General features: G+C 65.0%; 22 protein-coding genes and 1 pseudogene. 13 read left to right on the top strand and 10 right to left on the bottom strand.

All coding sequences use genetic code 11. The annotated features are described in order from the left end of the window. Positions 1–309 precede the first annotated feature (309 nt). From BLQ10_RS02880 to BLQ10_RS02870, 3 genes are all read left to right on the top strand, one after another. Positions 310–654: a hypothetical protein gene (locus BLQ10_RS02880; RefSeq protein WP_091558188.1), complete on the top strand. Its 345-nt coding sequence runs from the start codon at positions 310–312 to the stop codon at positions 652–654. Between the two features lie 75 nt (positions 655–729). Beyond that, positions 730–2,001 (top strand): NYN domain-containing protein, encoded by a 1,272-nt coding sequence (locus tag BLQ10_RS02875; protein WP_091558185.1) that lies wholly within the window; start codon positions 730–732, stop codon positions 1,999–2,001. 320 nt (positions 2,002–2,321) lie between these two features. Further along, positions 2,322–4,943, top strand: coding sequence for a GH32 C-terminal domain-containing protein (locus BLQ10_RS02870; protein WP_091558182.1), 2,622 nt, complete (start codon positions 2,322–2,324; stop codon positions 4,941–4,943). A 79-nt stretch (positions 4,944–5,022) separates the two neighbouring features. On the opposite strand, the gene BLQ10_RS02865 is transcribed toward BLQ10_RS02870, so the two are convergent. Beyond that, positions 5,023–5,316, bottom strand: a complete 294-nt coding sequence (locus BLQ10_RS02865; RefSeq protein ID WP_091558181.1) for a putative quinol monooxygenase — start codon at positions 5,314–5,316, stop codon at positions 5,023–5,025. 102 nt (positions 5,317–5,418) lie between these two features. Between BLQ10_RS02865 and BLQ10_RS02860 the strand changes: the two are divergent. From BLQ10_RS02860 to BLQ10_RS02835, 6 genes and pseudogenes are all read left to right on the top strand, one after another. Continuing rightward, positions 5,419–6,057 (top strand): annotated as a pseudogene (locus BLQ10_RS02860) (substrate-binding domain-containing protein); the annotation flags it as partial. 120 nt (positions 6,058–6,177) lie between these two features. Continuing rightward, positions 6,178–7,221, top strand: a complete 1,044-nt coding sequence (locus tag BLQ10_RS02855; protein WP_091558179.1) for an ABC transporter permease — start codon at positions 6,178–6,180, stop codon at positions 7,219–7,221. Beyond that, positions 7,218–8,012 carry an ATP-binding cassette domain-containing protein gene (locus tag BLQ10_RS02850; RefSeq protein ID WP_091558177.1) on the top strand — a complete coding sequence of 265 codons (795 nt, stop codon included), beginning with the start codon at positions 7,218–7,220 and terminating at the stop codon, positions 8,010–8,012. The genes BLQ10_RS02855 and BLQ10_RS02850 overlap by 4 nt, the downstream gene beginning before the upstream one ends. 81 nt (positions 8,013–8,093) lie before the next feature. Continuing rightward, positions 8,094–9,047, top strand: a complete 954-nt coding sequence (locus tag BLQ10_RS02845; protein ID WP_091558174.1) for a carbohydrate kinase family protein — start codon at positions 8,094–8,096, stop codon at positions 9,045–9,047. Positions 9,048–9,213: 166 nt separating this feature from the next. Beyond that, positions 9,214–10,041 carry an arsenate reductase/protein-tyrosine-phosphatase family protein gene (locus BLQ10_RS02840; protein WP_091558172.1) on the top strand — a complete coding sequence of 276 codons (828 nt, stop codon included), beginning with the start codon at positions 9,214–9,216 and terminating at the stop codon, positions 10,039–10,041. A 2-nt stretch (positions 10,042–10,043) separates the two neighbouring features. Continuing rightward, a complete protein-coding gene (locus BLQ10_RS02835; RefSeq protein ID WP_091558169.1) occupies positions 10,044–10,436 on the top strand; it encodes a VOC family protein in 393 nt (130 codons plus the stop codon). Between the two features lie 41 nt (positions 10,437–10,477). Here the strand turns inward: BLQ10_RS02835 and BLQ10_RS02830 are convergent, their stop codons facing one another. Then, positions 10,478–10,792 (bottom strand): hypothetical protein, encoded by a 315-nt coding sequence (locus BLQ10_RS02830; RefSeq protein ID WP_091558168.1) that lies wholly within the window; start codon positions 10,790–10,792, stop codon positions 10,478–10,480. Positions 10,793–10,915: 123 nt separating this feature from the next. Next, complete coding sequence (locus BLQ10_RS02825; protein WP_091558165.1) at positions 10,916–11,404, bottom strand: GNAT family N-acetyltransferase; 489 nt, start codon at positions 11,402–11,404, stop codon at positions 10,916–10,918. 258 nt (positions 11,405–11,662) lie between these two features. Between BLQ10_RS02825 and BLQ10_RS02820 the strand changes: the two genes are divergently transcribed. Next, the gene (locus BLQ10_RS02820) at positions 11,663–11,917 is read left to right on the top strand and encodes a hypothetical protein (RefSeq protein ID WP_091558162.1); all 255 of its coding nucleotides are present in this window, start codon (positions 11,663–11,665) and stop codon (positions 11,915–11,917) included. Positions 11,918–11,949: 32 nt separating this feature from the next. On the opposite strand, the gene BLQ10_RS22925 is transcribed toward BLQ10_RS02820, so the two are convergent. The 7 genes from BLQ10_RS22925 to BLQ10_RS02790 form a co-directional block, all read right to left on the bottom strand. Next, positions 11,950–12,120 (bottom strand): Orn/Lys/Arg family decarboxylase, encoded by a 171-nt coding sequence (locus BLQ10_RS22925; protein WP_302847282.1) that lies wholly within the window; start codon positions 12,118–12,120, stop codon positions 11,950–11,952. Between the two features lie 5 nt (positions 12,121–12,125). Next, on the bottom strand, positions 12,126–13,409 hold the full coding sequence (locus tag BLQ10_RS22610; RefSeq protein ID WP_254785373.1) for an aminotransferase class I/II-fold pyridoxal phosphate-dependent enzyme: 1,284 nt from the start codon (positions 13,407–13,409) through the stop codon (positions 12,126–12,128). Between the two features lie 176 nt (positions 13,410–13,585). Further along, positions 13,586–14,203 carry an Asp23/Gls24 family envelope stress response protein gene (locus BLQ10_RS02810; RefSeq protein WP_091558160.1) on the bottom strand — a complete coding sequence of 206 codons (618 nt, stop codon included), beginning with the start codon at positions 14,201–14,203 and terminating at the stop codon, positions 13,586–13,588. A gap of 48 nt (positions 14,204–14,251) precedes the next feature. Next, entirely contained in the window at positions 14,252–14,842 is a 591-nt protein-coding gene (locus tag BLQ10_RS02805) for a DUF6286 domain-containing protein (protein WP_091558157.1), read from the bottom strand. Further along, on the bottom strand, positions 14,839–15,255 hold the full coding sequence (locus BLQ10_RS02800) for an Asp23/Gls24 family envelope stress response protein (protein WP_091558155.1): 417 nt from the start codon (positions 15,253–15,255) through the stop codon (positions 14,839–14,841). Before BLQ10_RS02800 ends, BLQ10_RS02805 begins: the two co-directional genes overlap by 4 nt. Beyond that, positions 15,252–15,431: a hypothetical protein gene (locus BLQ10_RS02795; protein WP_091558811.1), complete on the bottom strand. Its 180-nt coding sequence runs from the start codon at positions 15,429–15,431 to the stop codon at positions 15,252–15,254. The genes BLQ10_RS02800 and BLQ10_RS02795 overlap by 4 nt, the downstream gene beginning before the upstream one ends. 57 nt (positions 15,432–15,488) lie before the next feature. Further along, positions 15,489–15,992, bottom strand: a complete 504-nt coding sequence (locus BLQ10_RS02790; protein ID WP_254785372.1) for an Asp23/Gls24 family envelope stress response protein — start codon at positions 15,990–15,992, stop codon at positions 15,489–15,491. 191 nt (positions 15,993–16,183) lie between these two features. Between BLQ10_RS02790 and BLQ10_RS02785 the strand changes: the two genes are divergently transcribed. The 3 genes from BLQ10_RS02785 to BLQ10_RS02775 all read left to right on the top strand — a co-directional run bounded on the left by BLQ10_RS02785 (position 16,184) and on the right by BLQ10_RS02775 (position 17,773). Further along, positions 16,184–16,780, top strand: coding sequence for an RNA polymerase sigma factor (locus BLQ10_RS02785; protein ID WP_091558150.1), 597 nt, complete (start codon positions 16,184–16,186; stop codon positions 16,778–16,780). A 176-nt stretch (positions 16,781–16,956) separates the two neighbouring features. After that, on the top strand, positions 16,957–17,385 hold the full coding sequence (locus BLQ10_RS02780) for an Asp23/Gls24 family envelope stress response protein (protein ID WP_175558453.1): 429 nt from the start codon (positions 16,957–16,959) through the stop codon (positions 17,383–17,385). After that, positions 17,378–17,773: an Asp23/Gls24 family envelope stress response protein gene (locus tag BLQ10_RS02775; protein ID WP_091558145.1), complete on the top strand. Its 396-nt coding sequence runs from the start codon at positions 17,378–17,380 to the stop codon at positions 17,771–17,773. Before BLQ10_RS02780 ends, BLQ10_RS02775 begins: the two co-directional genes overlap by 8 nt. The last annotated feature ends 69 nt before the right edge of the window (positions 17,774–17,842 follow it).

Raw genomic sequence — 17,842 nt, 5'->3', positions numbered from 1 at the left:
CTCCGCGTATTTCACTCTTGACCCGGTACATATCCTGGTCGGCGGCCAATAGCAGAGCCTTGGCCAGTTCCTTGTGTTCTGCCGGATCAGCGTCCGCCCGAACCGCGTCAGTTGGAATCAGTGCGTCGTCTGCGCATCCAATGCGGGACCACAGTTCCGGTGTTGTTGCGAGCGACCACGCTTCTTATTCCGAAGGTTGCTGTGTAGTCTCTGTCGTAGTAGACAGACTTGTTTGGTCTGGTGGTCCTCAGAGGCCTTATTCCGCTCAGCGACCGGGAGCATTGCTTCAACTCTTAGAAGGCAGCCCCCGTGGAACCGCTCATCGATTCAATCACTCCTCCTTTGTCTATCGCCCAGGTCGATTCGACCGTCTACGTAGAATCCGAGCCGCAGTCTCCCGGGTCTGACAGGGCGGCGGCTGACCTGTTGGCCCTGCGCGAGACGCTGCTAGCCGCGGTGATCACCCGTGTCGGCGAGGTCGAGGCCGCTGAGTGGGCCCTTGATCAGGCCAAAGCCGCGTGCGACGTGCAAATTGTTGCCGCCCTGTCGGCCGGAGTGCCGGCTGAGAAGGTCGTGGCGGCGGCAGGAGAACTGGCGTCGGCGGCCTTGACCGGGTTCGACGGAGACCGGGAACCGGTGCAGACGGAGGGGTAATCCACGCGGGAGCAACACGGCACCAAGCGAGGTCACATCTGGTACGTCCCCCTCTCTTGCTGGCACACTGAGCCGATGAGTGATCCTCTCCCCCAGTCCAAACGGCCGGGCATCCGCGCCGCGATGTTCGTGGACTTCGACAACGTCTACACGGGCCTGATGGCCTTGGACCCGGCGGCCGCCAAGAGGTTCGCGGAGGACCCTAAGCACTGGACGGAAGCGCTGGCCGCTGGCGGCGCGGGTGAGGAATCCCGGCGCTTCCTGATCCGCAACTGCTATCTCAACCCGGTGATCTACTCCAAGTACAGGCCGTACTGGACGCGCGCGGGCTTCCGCGTGATCGACTGCCCCTCCCTGACCCAGCGCGGCAAGTCCAGCACCGACATCAACCTGGTGCTGGACGCGATGGATGCCCTGTCCGGCGCGGCACATGTTGAGGAATTCTTCGTCGCCTCGGCGGACGCGGACTTCACGTCGCTGGTCCAGCGGTTCCGGGCGGCCGACCGCATGACGACGGTGATCGCTGCCGGCGCCGTGGCGTTTGCGTACCGGGAGATGGCCGACAGCGTGGTGGAATCCCATGACTTCGTGGCAATCCTCAACGGGACCTCGGCCGGCGTCCCGCGCATGGTGCCCTCCGCCGGACTTGGCCTCCCGCTCCGCACCGCACCAGGCGCTCCAGGATCCGCGACGACGGCCGCCGACGAAGTCCGGTCCCTGGTGCAGGCTGCACCGGGCCCGGTCACCGGAGCGGTTGCAGCGCACCGGGCCCTGACCGCGGACCCGACGCTGAAGACCGATTGGGGCGGCCACGGCAAGTTCGGGGCCTGGATCGCCCAGATCGGCCAGGGCATTGAATACTCGTCCACGCCGTCGCCTGGCTGGGTGTGGGACGCCAAGCGGTTTTCGCCGGAGCCCTCCTCGCTGGCATCGGAGGACCGTCCTGCCATCGAGGAGCAGGTTACCCGGGTCACGGACGTGCCTGCACTGTCCTCCGAACAGTTCCGGCAGGTGTTCCTGGCGCTCGAGGCGAAGCTGCGCGAGCACCTGGGCAACCGCGGCGAACTGGCACGGTCCGTCCGGGACGACTGCGTTGCGGCCGGGCAGCCGGTCTCCCGCTCGGCCGTCAACTTCGTGATCCAAGGCGTGGTGTACGCCGGCGGTTCCCTCTCCGATGAGTTGACGGCCGCGGAACTCGCGGCCGCGTGGACCAGAAATGTGGAAGAGCTGTGCCGGCTTGCCCTCATGGAGTTCGACGACGCCGAGAAGCTCGCGCTCAGGCGCTGGGCCGGGGGCGGGCTGCTGGAGTCCGGGCAGGACGGCGGTTCAGCGTCATCGGTTAGCTAGCCGCGCTGCCCCGCAGTGTGGCCGCCTGCCGGACCCCGCACGCCAGATGACCTCAACGAGTCCCCCCTCTTACGGTCGCAGCGAGGATCTGGACGAGGACGCCTGGGTCGCCCCGCCAATCCGCAATGGTCGGAGTTGGCCTCAATGAACGGCGTGAACAGACACCGTGTGACAACGGTGTCCCCTCGTCGTGCCCGGCCTGGAAGTAGAAAAAAGATTCGAAAACCGGCCATTGACTTGTCCGAAGGACATCCAATAGCGTTCCAGACCGACAACGTTGTCTAACTGTGACGACGCGCGCGACGAAGGGCGAACGAATCATGGGCACCATCGGAACCACCCGCAGCCGGCACGCAGTCTCCGCGCTGACGCTTGCCGGGCTCACCCTGGCGGCAGCACTGGCCGGCACCGCTCCGGCTTCTGGCGCCGTTGATCCGGGCGGCGAGCAGTACCGGCCGGCCATCCACTACACACCGAAACAGAACTGGATGAACGATCCCAACGGAATGGTCTTCTACAAGGGCGTCTACCACCTGTTCTACCAGCACAATCCCTCGGGAAACACCTGGGGAAACATGTCCTGGGGCCACGCAACGTCCAAAGACCTGATGCACTGGACCGAGCAGCCGCTCGCGATCTCCACCGATGCCCAGGAGGATGTCTTCTCCGGAAGCGTCGTGGTGGACAAGGACAACACCTCCGGCCTCGGCACCAGCAAGAATCCTCCGCTCATCGCCATCTACACCAGCGCCTACAAGGAGGCCTCCCCGCACAAGGGACTCCAGGCGCAATCCCTGGCCTACAGCGTGGACGAGGGCCAGACCTGGACCAAGTACACGGGCAACCCGGTGCTGAACCGCAACTCAGCCAATTTCCGCGACCCCAAGGTCTTCTGGTACGACCAGCCCGTCGGGGGCGGCTACTGGGTCATGACCGCCGTCGAGGCAACCGAACACAAAGTTGTGCTGTACAAGTCGGGCAACCTCAAGGACTGGACCGCCCTCAGCGAATTCGGCCCGGCCAACGCCACCGGCGGCCAGTGGGAATGCCCGGACCTGTTCCCCCTGGCCGTGGACGGCGACAAGAACAACATCAAGTGGGTCATGGTGGTCAACATCAACCCCGGCGGCGTCGCAGGCGGCTCCGCCGGACAGTACTTCGTGGGCAACTTCGACGGGACCACCTTCACCTCCGAGACCACGAAGCCGGCGTCCGCGCTTCCCGCCGGAACGGTCCTGGCCGGCTTCAACGACGGCACCTACAACGGCTGGGCGGTCAACAACGAACCCGGCAACGCGAGAAACGGACCCTTCACCACAGCTCCGGCCGCCGGCACCGTGCCCGGCCAGCAGGCTGTCTCCGGCTTCAGCGGCGCCGGCCTGATCAACTCCTTCAACGACGGGGACTGGCCCGTGGGCACGATGAAATCCCCGGCCTTCACCATCTCCCAGGAATACCTCAACTTCCTGATCGGCGGCGGCAACCACCCCCGCACCTCCGACAAGCTGGACAACACCCCGCCCGCCGGTGACCTGCTCTTCGACGGCTTCGAGGTGCCCGCCGGAAAGACGCTGAGAGACTTCGGCTGGGCCGGCACCGGGGACCTTGCCCCGCAGTACCAGCCGTTCGCCGGCGGCGGCGACCAGGCGATCGGCACGCACCTGATCAACACATTTGAAACCAACGGTGGCGGAGACGAGAAACAGGGAACGCTGACCTCTCCGGAGTTCACCATCACGAAGAACAACCTCAGCATGCTGGTCGGAGGCGGAAACCGGAACGGCAACCCGGACCAGGTCCTCGCAGTCCAGCTGCTGGTCGACGGCGCCGTGGTCCGGTCCGTCGCCGGAGAAAACGCCGGCGCCCTGAACTGGGAGTCCTGGGACCTCGCCGAGTTCCAGGGCAGGAAGGCGCAAGTGCGGGTCGTGGACCAGGCCACCGGAGGGTGGGGCCACATTACGCTGGACCACGTCATGCAGACTGACGCGCCGGCCGTCCCGCGTTCGGACGAGACCACAGTAAACCTTGAGGTCGGCGGCAAGGTCGTGCGCACGGCAACAGGGTCCAACAGCGAATCCCTGGACCTGGCGTCGTGGAACGTCAAGGAATTCGCGGGCCAGCAGGCGAACCTCAGCGTCGTCGACAACAACCGGGGCGGTTGGGGCCACATCCTCGCCGACGAATTCATGCTCTCGGCACAGCCGGCAGTGCCGGCGCTGGAGACATACGACTGGCTCGACTACGGCCGGGACTACTACGCGGCCGTTTCCGTCGGCAACATGCCCGAGAACAAGCGCGTCATGCTCGGCTGGATGAACAACTGGGACTACGCCAACGACATCCCGACGTCCCCGTGGCGGAGCGCCATGTCCCTGCCCCGTGAGGTTTCGCTGACGCAGACTGCCGACGGTCCCCGGCTGGTTCAGGACGCCGTGAAAGAGATGGACAGGCTCGCCGGGAAAGTGTCGTACACCGACAAGAAGGGCGGGACGATTAACGCCGGAACGCAGCCGCTGCCCGCCGCCGCCTCAGGCCAGGTCCAGCAGGTTGACATCACCTTCGCCCCCGGGACCGCGGCGAAGTCCGGAATCACCGTCCTCGGGGACGGAACGTCCTCCACCGCCATCGGTTACGACGCCGGGACAGGGAAAATCTTCGTCGACCGGACAAACTCCGGCAACACCGGCTTCCATCCGGCGTTTTCCTCCCTGGACGACGCGCCGGTGACGGTCGATGAGCGGGGCAACGTGACGCTGAAGATCTACCTCGACCGTTCCTCCGTAGAGGTCTTTGGCCAAGGCGGCCTGCGCACCATCACGGACCAGGTGTTCCCGAAGGCAGGGGCCGACAAGATGGCGCTGTTCGCCGAGGGCGGCACGGCCCAGCTGAAGTCGATCAAGGTCACGCCGCTGGCGCAGTCCATGTTCGCCGTCCGGAAATAGACCGGCGACTGAGGCCCGGAAAAGGGGCCGGATCCGGGCATCATTGGCGCCCGGACCCGGCCCTTTATTTGGCCCGGCCTCAATTCACTGGCTGCAGCCAGGTCAGGACGGAACCGTCCTCCACGATGTGGTCCGCGAGCTTCGCGTTAAAGCGGGCGCCGTAATCCGCGGAGATGTGCTCTTCGAATGCGGCCTCGTCGTCGTAGACCTCGAACACGAAGTACTCCCGGGGACTGGACTGCCGGGTATACGGCAGGAACAGCCGGTTTCCCGGCTCCCGCCGCACCTGCTCGCTCAGTTCGCGCATCATCTCCGCGACCACGGGTTCACTGCCGGGCTTGACGGTGAATTCTGCATACAGCGTTTTGGTCATGGTTTCTCCTGTTGAGCGGTCGGTGGGTGGTCGGATCGGGCGGCGGCAAGGGCCGGGGGCTCAGCGCGGCGGACGGAGTTCGCCGGATCCCCGGACGATCAGATCGGGAAATGGACAGCCGCGCAGCTGGCCGGCAAGAAAGCGACCATCGCGATGCTGGACCTGTTCGATGACAAGGTCGTCTCGGTTGACTACAACCGGGACCAGGGCTTCCTCACCGGCCTCGGCATCGACACCGCGGACAAGAAAAAGAACGGCGACGAGGCCAAGACCGGCAAGTACACCGGCGGCAAGGGCGGCGACTACGAGATCGTGGGCAGCCAGGCCACCCAAGGCGCCGAAGATGGCGGCCGCACCGCCATGGAGACCCTCCTGTCCAAGAACCCGAACATCAACGTTGTCTACACGATCAACGAACCCGCGGCCGCCGGCGCCTACGAGGCACTGAAGTCCGCCGGCAAGGAAAAGGACGTGCTCGTAGTCTCCATTGACGGTGGCTGCGCGGGCGTCAACAACGTCAAGTCCGGCGTCATCGGTGCCACAGCCCAGCAGTACCCGGTCAAGATGGCCGAACTGGGCGTCAAGGCCATCGTTGAGATCGCGAAGACCGGCAAGAAGCCGGCCAACTCCGAAGGCCTGGACTTCTTCAACACCGGCGTAGCGCTCGTCACGGACAAGGCCGCCGACGGCGTCACGAGCATCACCACCGCCGAGGCCTCCCAGATGTGCTGGGGCAAGTAACCAGACCGGACGGCCGCCGCGGAAAGTGTTGAAGATGCAGTCCAGCACCTCCCGCGGCCCACAGCAACAGAACCCTAAGCCGCCGAAGCAGCAGCCGAACATCGAAGTTCAGGAGCACCCGTGACCCAGCAACAGACCGCCGGCCCGCCCACCGGGGTCGCCGACCTCGCCGAGGAATTCCTCGACCGCCAAACCCCGCTCAGCCGCATCCGCAACATCCTCCACCGTTATCCGGCCCTCAGCCCCGCGATCGTCCTGCTCGTCTCAGTCATCGTGTTCGGGTTACTCAATGACCGCTTCCTGCGGGTCGAGAACCTCTCCCTCATTACCCAGCAGGTCGCAGTCGTCGGAACCCTTGCCATCGCCCAGACCCTCATCATCCTGACGGCCGGAATCGATCTGTCCGTGGGCGCCGTCATGATCCTCTCCTCCATGGTCGTCGCGCAGCTCGCCGTCAACAACGGCGTCCCCGCCCCGCTGGCACTTCTGGCCGGCCTGCTGGTCGGACTCGGCGCCGGGGCGCTGAACGGCTTCCTGGTCACCAGGTTCCGGCTCCCCCCGTTCATCGTCACCCTCGGAACGCTGAACATCTTCATCGCGCTGACCCTGCTCTACTCCAACGGCGCAACTGTCCGCGGCTCGGCCATGCCCGGAATGCTCACCTGGACCGGGAGCACCTTCCTGCTGGGCCCCGTGCGGATCTCCACCGGCGTGGTCCTGATGCTCCTGCTCTACATCGCCGTCGCGTTCATCCTCGGCAAGACCGCGTGGGGCAGGCACGTCTACGCCGTTGGCGATGACAAAGAAGCCGCCCGCCTGGCCGGCATCGCCGTCAACCGCGTCCTCATGAGCGTCTACCTCGCCGCGGGCGCTGTGCTCGCCGTCGGCGCCTGGATCCAGATCGGCCGCACCAACGCCGCCAGCCCCAACACGGGCGTGGACCTGAACCTGGACTCCATCACCGCCGTCGTGATCGGCGGGACCAGCCTCTTCGGCGGCCGTGGGTCCATCTGGGGCACTCTGCTGGGAGCCCTCATCGTCGGGGTGTTCCGCAACGGCCTGTCGCTGGCCGGCCTGGACGTGCTTTACCAGACCCTGGCCGTGGGCATTCTCATCATCCTCGCTGTGTCCATCGACCAGTGGATCCGAAAGGTGAAGTCATGACCGCCACAGAATTCCAGCCGGCCGACACTAAGGTCCGCCAGCCGATCCTTCAAGCCAGGAGCCTGGTCAAGACCTTCGGCCGGGTGGTGGGCCTGGACGGCGTCAGCCTTGACCTTTATCCCGGGGAAGTCCTGGCCGTCATCGGCGACAACGGCGCCGGTAAATCCACGCTGATCAAGTGCCTCACGGGCGCCGAGGTCCCGGACTCGGGCGAGCTGACCGTCTCCGGCCAGCCGGTCCACTTCAAACGCCCCCAGGACGCCCGCGCCCACGGCATCGAAACCGTCTACCAGAACCTGGCGGTCTCCCCCGCCCTCGACGTCGCCTCCAACCTCTTCCTGGGCCGTGAAGAGAGGCTCCCCGGGCCACTGGGCAAGCTCTTCCGCGTCCTCGATACCAAGGGCATGCGCCGTAAGGCCAAAGAAGAACTCGCCCGGCTCGGCATCTCCACGCTCCAGGACGTGACCGTACCGGTGGAGAACCTCTCCGGCGGCCAGCGCCAGGCCGTCGCCGTGGCCAGGGCCGCAGCCTTCGGCTCCAAAGTCGTGGTCCTGGACGAGCCGACGGCTGCCCTTGGCGTCCGGGAATCGAACCAGGTCCTGCAGCTCGTCCGGGACCTGCGGGACAGGGGTCTTCCGGTCATCCTGATCAGCCACAACATGCCGCACGTGTTCGATGTCGCGGACCGGATCCACATCCAGCGCCTCGGCAAGTGCGCGGCCACCATTACACCTCAGTCGCACAGCATGACCGACGCCGTCGCCATCATGACCGGCGCCGCCACCGCCTAGCCTGCACGGCTGCACCGCATCTCCCCGAACTCCGTCCGCGGGCCTGCAACAGGCCCGCGGACGGCTCCACGAAAGGCCCCCATGCCCGACACCCAGTACACCGGTAACCGCGCGCCAGACCCTGACGTCATCGTCATCGGCGAAGCACTGGTCGATGTCGTTACCTCTGCTCAAGGCACCGTCGAGCATCCGGGAGGATCCCCGACCAACGTCGCCTACGGACTCGGACGGCTCGGCATCAGAACAACCCTCCTGACCTCAATCGGCGACGACGACCGCGGCGCCGCGATTGAAGCGCACCTCAGCAACGCCGGCGTCCAGCTCCTGCCAGGCTCAAACACCTCCGGCCGCACGGCATCTGCCACGGCCACCATCGCCACGGACGGCTCGGCCACATACGACTTCGACATCCGCTGGGAAGTCCCGTCCGTGACCCCGCCATTCCTTCCCCGGGTGCTCCACACCGGCTCCATCGCGACCTTCCTGGCCCCCGGCGCCGCCGCGGTCAAGGCACTCCTCGAGCACTCCCACCGCGAATGCACGGTCACCTACGATCCCAACATCCGGCCGGCCCTTCTGGGCAGCCAGGCCGAGGCCCGCTCCACCTTCGAGGATCTCGTGCCGCTGACCGACGTGGTCAAACTCAGCGACGAGGACGCCCGATGGCTCTACCCCGGACTGCAGACCGAGGAAGCCGCCGCAAGGATCCTCGGCCTCGGCGCAAGGCTGGCCATCGTCACCCACGGATCCAGGGGATCCCTACTCACCACGCCGGCGGCCCAACTTCACATTCCAGCCGTCAGCTCGATCGTGGCCGACACCATCGGCGCCGGGGACTCCTATATGGCAGCCCTGATCTACGGGCTGCTTACGCGCACGACCGACGGCCTCGCCCCCGCCGTGCTGGAGACCCTCGGACGCATGGCGTCAAAGGCCGCTGCCATCACCGTGCGCAGGCCAGGCGCCAACCCGCCCACAACTGAAGAACTGCTCACGGAACTTCAGGACCACCGCCCTCCGGCCACTGCCGCCTAAACCCCGGCACCCTGAGAGACCTGTGGCCATGGTTCCACCCTTATACGGACACTCCCCGTCACCGCAGATGCTCTTCGGGTGGAAGCCTGGGTGTGAGGCAGCTCCACGGTCATCCAAAACAATCAAACCTCTTTGATCGATCTGTCTGAATTGATAGAATTGTCGTGTGAGCCACACCGCATCTCCAGCGGCTCAGGCGGCGGCGTCAGGATTCCTCCGCCTGGCTGGACACCCCGTGCGGTGGCAGCTGCTGGGCGAGCTGGCACGCAGCGACCGGCGCGTCCGCGAGCTAACGGCACTGGTGGGCCAGAGACAGAGCCTGACGTCCTATCATCTGGGCCAACTGCGCGACGGCGGGCTGGTGACCATGCGGCGCAGCTCCGCCGACGGACGCGACACGTACTGCAGCCTCAACCTCGCGGCGTATCGCGAACGGCTTGCCGAATCCGGTGCGGCACTCCACGCTGGCCTGCGGCTGGCACCGGCTGAGCTGAGACCGCCGGCCGAGGGGCTTGGCGGACCGCCGGGCCAGCCGCCCGCGCAGTCCCCCGTACGGGTGCTGTTCCTCTGCACGGGCAACAGCGCCCGGTCCCAGATGGCCGAGGCGATTTTGGGGCGCCTGGGCGGTTCCCGGATTGAAGCCGCCAGTGCCGGCAGTCACCCCAAAGGCCTGCACCCCAACGCCGTGCGGGTGATGCGTGAGCGTGGCATGGACATCAGCGGCGCCCGCCCCAAGCATCTGAGCGAGTTCGCTGAGCAGCGGTTCGACTATGTGATCAGCCTTTGTGACCGCGTACGGGAAGTGTGCCCGGACTTCCCGGGGGCACCTGCGATGGTGCATTGGAGCATCCCTGATCCGGCGGCCGAGGCGGCCCAAGCAGCCAATCAGGACGGCCACCCGGCGTTTGTTCGCACAGCAGAGGAACTGAACACGCGGATCCAGTTCCTGCTTTACGCAATCGAATACTCCCAAACGAGTTCGGAAAGGAGCTAGAAATGCCCAACGACCTTACGGAGCTGGTCAGCGTCCGATACATGGTGGCCGACGTCGATGCGGCGATGGACTTCTATACAAAGCACCTCGGATTCACCCTCAGAATGAGCGCCGCACCGGCGTTCGCCGACGTCACCCGCGGCCGGCTGCGGCTCCTCCTGAGCGGGCCGAGCAGCTCGGCAGGCCGGCCCATGCCGGACGGCACGGTGCCCGCACCGGGAGGATGGAACCGTATCCACCTCATCGTGAGCGATATCGCGGCCGAAGTGCACCGACTGCGCGCCGCCGGCGTCACGTTCCGAAACGACATCGTCACAGGTCCAGGCGGACAGCAGATCTTGCTGGAGGATCCGTCCGGCAACGTGGTCGAGTTGTTCCAACCCGCCGGCCAATAGCGCGCAGGGCGCGTTATGGCCTCCGCTGGACCTGACGATGTCTACCCCGGCGGAGGAGTGGCGCCATAGGAATTTGGCAGCGCATAAGGATTGCCCGGCCGGTCCCCGTCGGCTGAGGAGGGCTCCCTTGTGTCGTAGCTGCGGGCCGTTCGCAGGTTCCGCGATCGTTTGTGCCGCCCCACCGCGACAAGAGCCAGACCGCCCGCCAGAAGACCGAGCCCGAGGACGAACGGCGCTACCGCGCCCTGCCCTGCGATGCCCGAGAACACCTCAAACAGCGGCATCGGCAGGACGAAAACCGTGACCGCCAGGAATATTGAGCCCACTGCAATTTGCCAGGTCCCTTTGAACTGCATGGTTCCCCTTCCATGTCTTGCGTGTCACATGTGCGCACCAGTCAACCCGACACGTGCTCATTTAGAAAGTGCAGTGTGCCCGGCTAGAACGGGGCTCGGCCGCGCGTAATCTCGGTGCACCACTCAGAGAGAGAGTTTGAAGCCTACGTGCGAGGGTTCGAAGCCAAGACGCTCATAGAACCGGTGCGCTGCGACCCTGGACCCGTCAGACGTGAGCTGGACCAGTTTTGCACCCCGTCGACGCCCTTCGGCGATCGCCCATGTGATCATCGCCCCGCCAAGGCCGTTGCTACGAAGATTGGAACGGACGCGGACCGCTTCAATCTGCATTCGTGTAGCTCCGGCCCGGGCGAGTCCGGGAATGAATGTCAGTTGCATGGTCGCAACCACCTCATTTTCGGTCGTGACGACAGCGACAAGTAGCTGGGCTGGATCGGCGTCAATTGCCTGGAAGGCAATTTCGTAGGGATGCCGGTCCTCGATCGCAATCGACTCGACAGAGGCTCTGAGCTGGTCGGCCGCCAGAAGCCCAACGATCGGCCCCACATCAGATGCTTCAGCTTGCCTTATGGTGAATGGGCCGCCACGCAATTCCAGTTCAGCGAGAGTCATTTCCCCAGTATTCCATCCAGCGGAAATACATCCAGTCAGCGTCGGTCACGTTGTCCCAAGCGCCCGTCTCCCGCCGCGCCACCCTCCATCCGCGCCCCGTTATTGTCTGTCGGCCAGCCGCTGAGGCGTCGGTTGAGCTGAACTGGACAGAGTGGTCTCCCTGGCATAAATTCGACTTTGGCAGCGGGCGGTGGCGCGCTGCCAAAAGCTTCCGCAGCGAAGCATCTTGGATATGCAAAACGGTACAAAGGAACAGATATGAGCGCGCATTTTGACCGGTTCCTTGCAGAGGCATTGACCACCGACCGGGAAACCGACGGCGGGTTGGCCAAGGAAGAGCTGTACGGCCTCTACACGAGCTGGTGCCTGATAAACCAGAGCCAGCCGGAGCCTGCCGAGGCCCTCTGGGCGGCCCTCGAATCCCACCGAATCAAGCCTGACAACAACACCCTCGCCATGTCCGGTCCCGCCGCGTTGGATTACATCGTGTGCAGTTCCCCCGACCTGGCGTAGACGGCACGACGAAGAGTTGGTAGCGCCTGTGTTTACCGCCTGACGACCCGGATGGTGTGCAGCGATGGGTCGGCCGGGTCGGGGAGCACCATGCCGGCCTGCAGGCCCGATTCGAGGTAGTCGATGATGGCGGAGTTGATCCTTTCGCCCGGGACGACGACGGGGATCCCGGGCGGGTAGGGGGTGATCTGCTCGGCGGCCACGCGTCCTACCGCATCCCGCCTCGGGACATCCTCTGCCGGGCCGAAGAAGGCGTCCCGCGGCAGGGCCACTGTTTCAAGTTCCAGCTCGGATGGTGAGGGCAGTGCCACCTGCGGTGGAGCGGGCATTGACGGGGCCGCCTCGACGAGGGCCTCCAGCCCATCCAGCAGACGCCGGGTTGATGCGTCGTCGTCGGCCATGGACAGCGTCGCCAGGATCCTGCGGTGGTCGCTGAGGCCGACGTCGATCCGGCGGTGTTCCCGCAGCCAGTCGGCGGCCTGGTAGCCGCTGATGCCCAGTGCTGACAGGTCCATGAGGATCTGCAGGCGGTCCAGGTCGTGGAGGACTCGGCGGCGAGGAGTTCATCTTCAAGCACCTGGATGCCCGGCAGCTGGTCGATGTCACGGCGCAGCTTTCGGGCTCGGTGAAGAGCGTTGCCGAGCAGTTCGGTTCCGTGCTGGACCATCTGCCGGCGCCAGCCATCGATCGCCGAATAGAGGATGGCGTTGGGGCTGGTGGTCATCAGCAGGTCTGCGCAGGCGGACAGGTGTGCGGGGTCCACCAAGTCGCCCTGCAGGTGGTAGACGGAGCCCTGTTCGAAGCCGGCACCCATCTTGTGCACACTGACGACGCAGATGTCTGCTCCGGCGTTCATTGCCCAGGTGGGGAGTTCTTTGTGGAAGGGCAGATGCGCGCCCCAGGCCTCGTCGACGATGAGTGGTTTGCCCCGGTCGTGGCAGATTTTCGCGATCGCGGCGATGTCTGCGCACGTTCCGTAGGGTGTGGGGCTGACGATCAGGACTCCGGCGGCGTCAGGGTAGCGTTCCCACATGGCTTCGACGTCGGCCGGCGACGGCGGGTGCGCCAGGTGGAGCTTGGGATCCCAGCGGGGTCTGATCCAGCGCGGCTGGATACCGGAAAAGACCAGTCCGGCGACGATCGATTTGTGGGCGTCCCGGCTGACGAGAAGATCTCCCTTGCCCGCCGCCACAGCCAGTACGGCGGCTTTGACCGAAAGGGAACTCCCGCAGGTTGAGAAGAACGCCTGCTCAGCCCCGACAGCCTCTGCCATGAGCTGTTCAGCCTTTTTCAGGTAACCGCCCGAGGAGGTGCGGTCATCCAGGCCGCCGGATACCAAGACGTCAGAGCGGAAGGTCGACGCTCCGAGGACTTCCCGGACCCGGGGATCCGCTCCGCGGCCTTGCCGGTGCCCCGGAGGGGTGAACCCGTAGCGGTCCAGGCGGTGATATTCGGCCAGTGCCTCGATCAGGGGCGCTTCGTTCTGGTCCATCAGGCTCTCTCCTGGTTGTCGGTGGGAACCGTTGTGCAGGCTCCGGCCGGTCGACTCCCGCCTCTAACTGATAAGCAGGCTTACCAATCCCAAGTAAGACCATCCTAGGGCACAGTTGCCTCCGGCAAGGACGACTGAAGCGGCAGGAGCGCCCCGTCGCATGAAAGGATCAGTTGCTAGTGGACGACAGTACCGGTGGAACGTACAACGGTTCCGGTGCTTTGGCTTCGACCGCTGATCTCGATCTGCAGACGGCTGCGCTGCAGGGGCGCCTCCAGGGCGCCGGAAAGCTCCGGCAGGGCGGATGTTTGGATTCGGTGGATGAGGTCCCGGACGTCAGCCCTGTCATTGACCGTCACCTTCAGGGTCAGGTCGGGGGCTCTGGCTGTTCCTCGCAGCAGGGCCGCGGAAGTGACGACACCCGGCAGCGTGTTGATCCGGTTTTCGACGGCGGCGGCGAGGACGGACGGGTCGCAGACGGTGAATTCTTTACTGCCATCGTCATGGAGGCGATAGGCGCCTGCCCTGTTTTTCCTTGGGATCTGGGCGATGATCCAAAGCAGCCCCAGCGCCCCGATGATGACTCCGATGATGACTATTATGGCCGGCACCCACTGCGGGGCGAAGAGCGCGGACAGATCACCTGCGACGACGGACTTCCAAGCGGGGGCAGTGTTAAAAAGAGCCTGCAGGGCCCCGTTGGCCTGCAGAAGCAGTGCGGTGCCGGCGGCCAGGACAAGGATGCCGAGAACTGACAGCCAGATCCGGTTCAGGGTTCCTGCGGTCTGTCTCATCGAAAACCATCCTTCAAATAGTCGCTGCGGGCGGGCGCGCGAATGGTCTTAGTCTCTGGACCGGACCGTGGCGGTAACCTGCGGAACCGGGGAGAGCCCGGTTTCTTCCAGGCGGGCCCGGACAGCGTCGGTGATCCTGGTGCCCAGGTCCCCTGGCTCGTGCAGGTAAGTCTTCACGCTCAGGCGTACGCGCCGGGTGGTGGCTGTCGCTGCGGCCGTGTCTACGCCGTCGATCTGCAGGCACCGGGCTTTCGCCAGGCGGGCTACGGCACGGCGGGTCATCACAGTTTCTTGCTCCTGCACCGGCGGCACCTCATCTCCGGCGCCGGTAGTGCCGGAATCATCGATCGTGAGGGCGCTGAACCCTCCGGGAAGGATGGCGCACAGTAACAGGATCCCCCCTGCCACGATGGCGGCTATCCCGATCTGCTGTACGGCGGGGTCGTTCCACGCCAGCGCGGCGAGCCAGTCGCGTGGTCCCTGCCGCAGGGCGGGCCACGTGCCGTTGACCAGCCGGCTGATGGCCAGCCAGACCAGGGCGACGCCGACGGCCAGGAGCAGGATACCGGCGATGAGTGCCGGGACGGCGCGGCTGGGCCGGTGCCGCAGTCGTGGGGACCGTCGCTCGTGCCGGCTCACAGCAACTTCCTTCGTCCGTTGGTATCGGCGCCGGTGCTCAGCCACGAAATCCTGATGTCGATCTGTCGGACGTCAACTCCGGTCAACTCCATCACCCTGGTCCTGATCCGGCGGCGCAGGGCCTCGGTGGCCTGGCGTAACGGCACCGGATACAGCATCCCGACCTCCACGCTTAGGGTCGCAATGTTCCCGGAGAGTTCCACGGATGCCTTCGGCCGGGCGGAGAAACCAGCACGGGGTCCGATGCCCAGAAATCCACCGGCGGATGATTCGTCGCTGACCACCTGGGCGGCGATTTTCTCGATCACCCTGGTCGCCATGACGGTCTGCCCCCGGGCGCCTGTCTCGCCGAAGTCCTCGCCGGCGTCCCCGGCCCCGGATAAGGGCAGGGCGTGGGCTCCTTGCCGGTTCATCGGCTCGATGCTCTACCGAACAGGGCCTGCAAATCGAGTTTTCCTTCCGCGACCCGGCCGACCAGCAGGCCCACGAATCCGAGGATCACGGCGGCCAGCAGCGCCAGCCAACCGCCAAAGCCCAGAACGATTCCCAGAACCAGACCTATCGTCAGGCACCAACGTGTAGTAGACATAGCCATCCTTTTCCTCATCGTCCCGTTCCCCTCGGCGAAGGATTCTGGGACGGGTGGTTACTGCAGTTGGGTCTTCTGGACCGGCTGGTCGTCGTGGTCGTCGTCGGGCAGGTGGACATCGGTGACATTGATGTTCACTTCGAGCACTTCCAGTCCGGTGGCGCGCTCAACGGACTGAATGATGTTGCGGCGGATGGCCTGGCTGACCTCCACCACGGAGAACCCGTAATCGATGACGATGGACACGTCGACGGCTGCCTGGCGTTCGCCCTTTTCCACGCTGACGCCGCCGCTGACATTGGTCTGGGACCCGGGAATGCGTTCGGTCAAGGCGCTGAACGCGCGCCGGCCGGCACTGCCCATGGCGAACACGCCTGGAACCTCGCGGGTGGCCATTCCGGCCAGCTTCTGCACTACGGTTTCCTCGATCGTGGTGTCGCCGCGATCGGTGTGCAGTGCGTCCCTCGCCTTCAGATGTTCCAGCGTGCTGCCGTGCTTCTGCTCCTCGGGTGTGGTCATGACGGTGCTGGAAGCTCCGGGGGTCCTGGGTGTCTCTGTCATGGAAAACATCTCCTCGTGGAACTGGTGATCGTGCTTACACCGATAAAGACGAAGCCCGACAGGAATCGTCACGTGATGGCGCGGAATATTTTCCTCACGAGGCAACAGACCGCGGTTCGGTTCCCGGCATTGCCAGGCTGTGGCATATTGGGGCCAAGAACGGGCATGTAACCGGACGGGATGGACAGCGCATGGGTGATCATGGCCCCGGCTTCGAACCGGACCTGGACGAGGGGAGCATCGTCGCCCGTGCCCAGGACGGCGACCTGGCAGCATTCGAACACCTGGTGCTCACCTATCAGTACAGACTCTTTCGGCTGGCGTATCGGATGCTCAACGACCGCGGTGAAGCCGAAGACATCGTGCAGGAGACTCTGACAACGAGCTGGCGCGGTCTTCCCATGCTCGCTGATGTCGATGCTTTCGGTGGCTGGATCTACCGGCTGGCAACGAACAAATGCCTGGACCTGCTGCGCAAGCGGTCCTCCCATGCCGAGAACATCATCGATTTGGAGGACATGGACACCATTGCCGAAGCCGGCTGCCGCGCGGTGTCGGCCGCATTGGATCCAGCCCAAGAGGCTGAATGGTCCGCCGAACAGGATGGCCTGACCGCACTCCTGAACGCGCTCCCCCCGGCACAGCGGGCATGCTGGCTGCTGCGGGAAATGCACGGACGCAGTTACGCCGAGATTGGTGTAACACTGAAGATAACCCCGGCGGCAGTTCGGGGCACACTCGCCCGGGCACGGCACCAGATAGCAGAAGGGATGAGCCAATGGCGCTAGAGGACATCCCCCGGCTCGGCTGCGGCCGTAGCATCGACCGCATCTGGGGCACGATCGACCGGCCACCGACCGCACACGAAGAACAGTGCGACCAATGCCAAACTGCCAGAACCCGGCTGCGAAGACTCAGCAAAGCAACCCGTTCGCTACGCGAAAGCGACCTTCACAACCCCACGATGGAACCCCGTCCCGGGATCAAAAACGCCATCATGGACGTGGTCCGCGCGAAAGTCCGCCGCGGCAGCAGAATCCTTCTGCGCAGCGCCGACAACGGCACCACGGAGATCAGCGAACAGGCCCTGAGCTCCCTCATCCGGTCCGCGGCAGCAGCCATCCCCGGTGTCCACTCACGACGCTGCCGCATCGAAATACGCTCAGCCGCCGCCAGCGTCGCCGATGAAGACCACCCGACCGGAACCACCGGTACCTCCACCAATGCCGGTCCTCGCCTCATCATCAATCTTCGGGTTGCCGCCGCCCCGGGCATCGTCATCCCCCGAACGGTGGAGGCGCTGCGACACGAGATCAGCAACGCGATTCCGGCCAGCGTCGGTATTGGCGCCGGAACCGTCAACATCACCGTGGAGGACCTTTACGATGTCTGACCAGTCCCTCCAAGGCGCCATCATCACCAGCCAGCTCATCGCCTCCATCGCCACCCGCACCACACTGGAAACACCCGGAGTCCTCAGACTTGAACCCACCAACCAAAGCTTCCTTCCCCGGCTCGGTCCCGCCGCCTTGCAAAACCTTCGCCATCCCGGCAGCCAAAACGGCACCTACCAGCACGACGGCGTCACCGCGACAATCAGCGACGGCACCGCACGCGTCCACCTCTATATCGCTACCGACATCGCCTACACCGCCCTCCACGTCGCCGAGAAAGTACAACAACGCGTGCGTGAAAGCATCAGCCACACCGGCCTCACCCCAGGCGCGATCGACGTCACCATCCTCGCCATAGAACGCCACCACCGCACAACAATCATGTAACCCGGGTGCAATCAAAGGCGGCACACCACCTATGCAATACCGCATGGTCGGTCTTTTGTCGGCCCGTCC

This window comes from Arthrobacter sp. ok362 (genome assembly GCF_900102785.1).
GTDB lineage: Bacteria > Actinomycetota > Actinomycetes > Actinomycetales > Micrococcaceae > Arthrobacter.
This window is presented reverse-complemented; position numbering and strand designations above follow the sequence as displayed.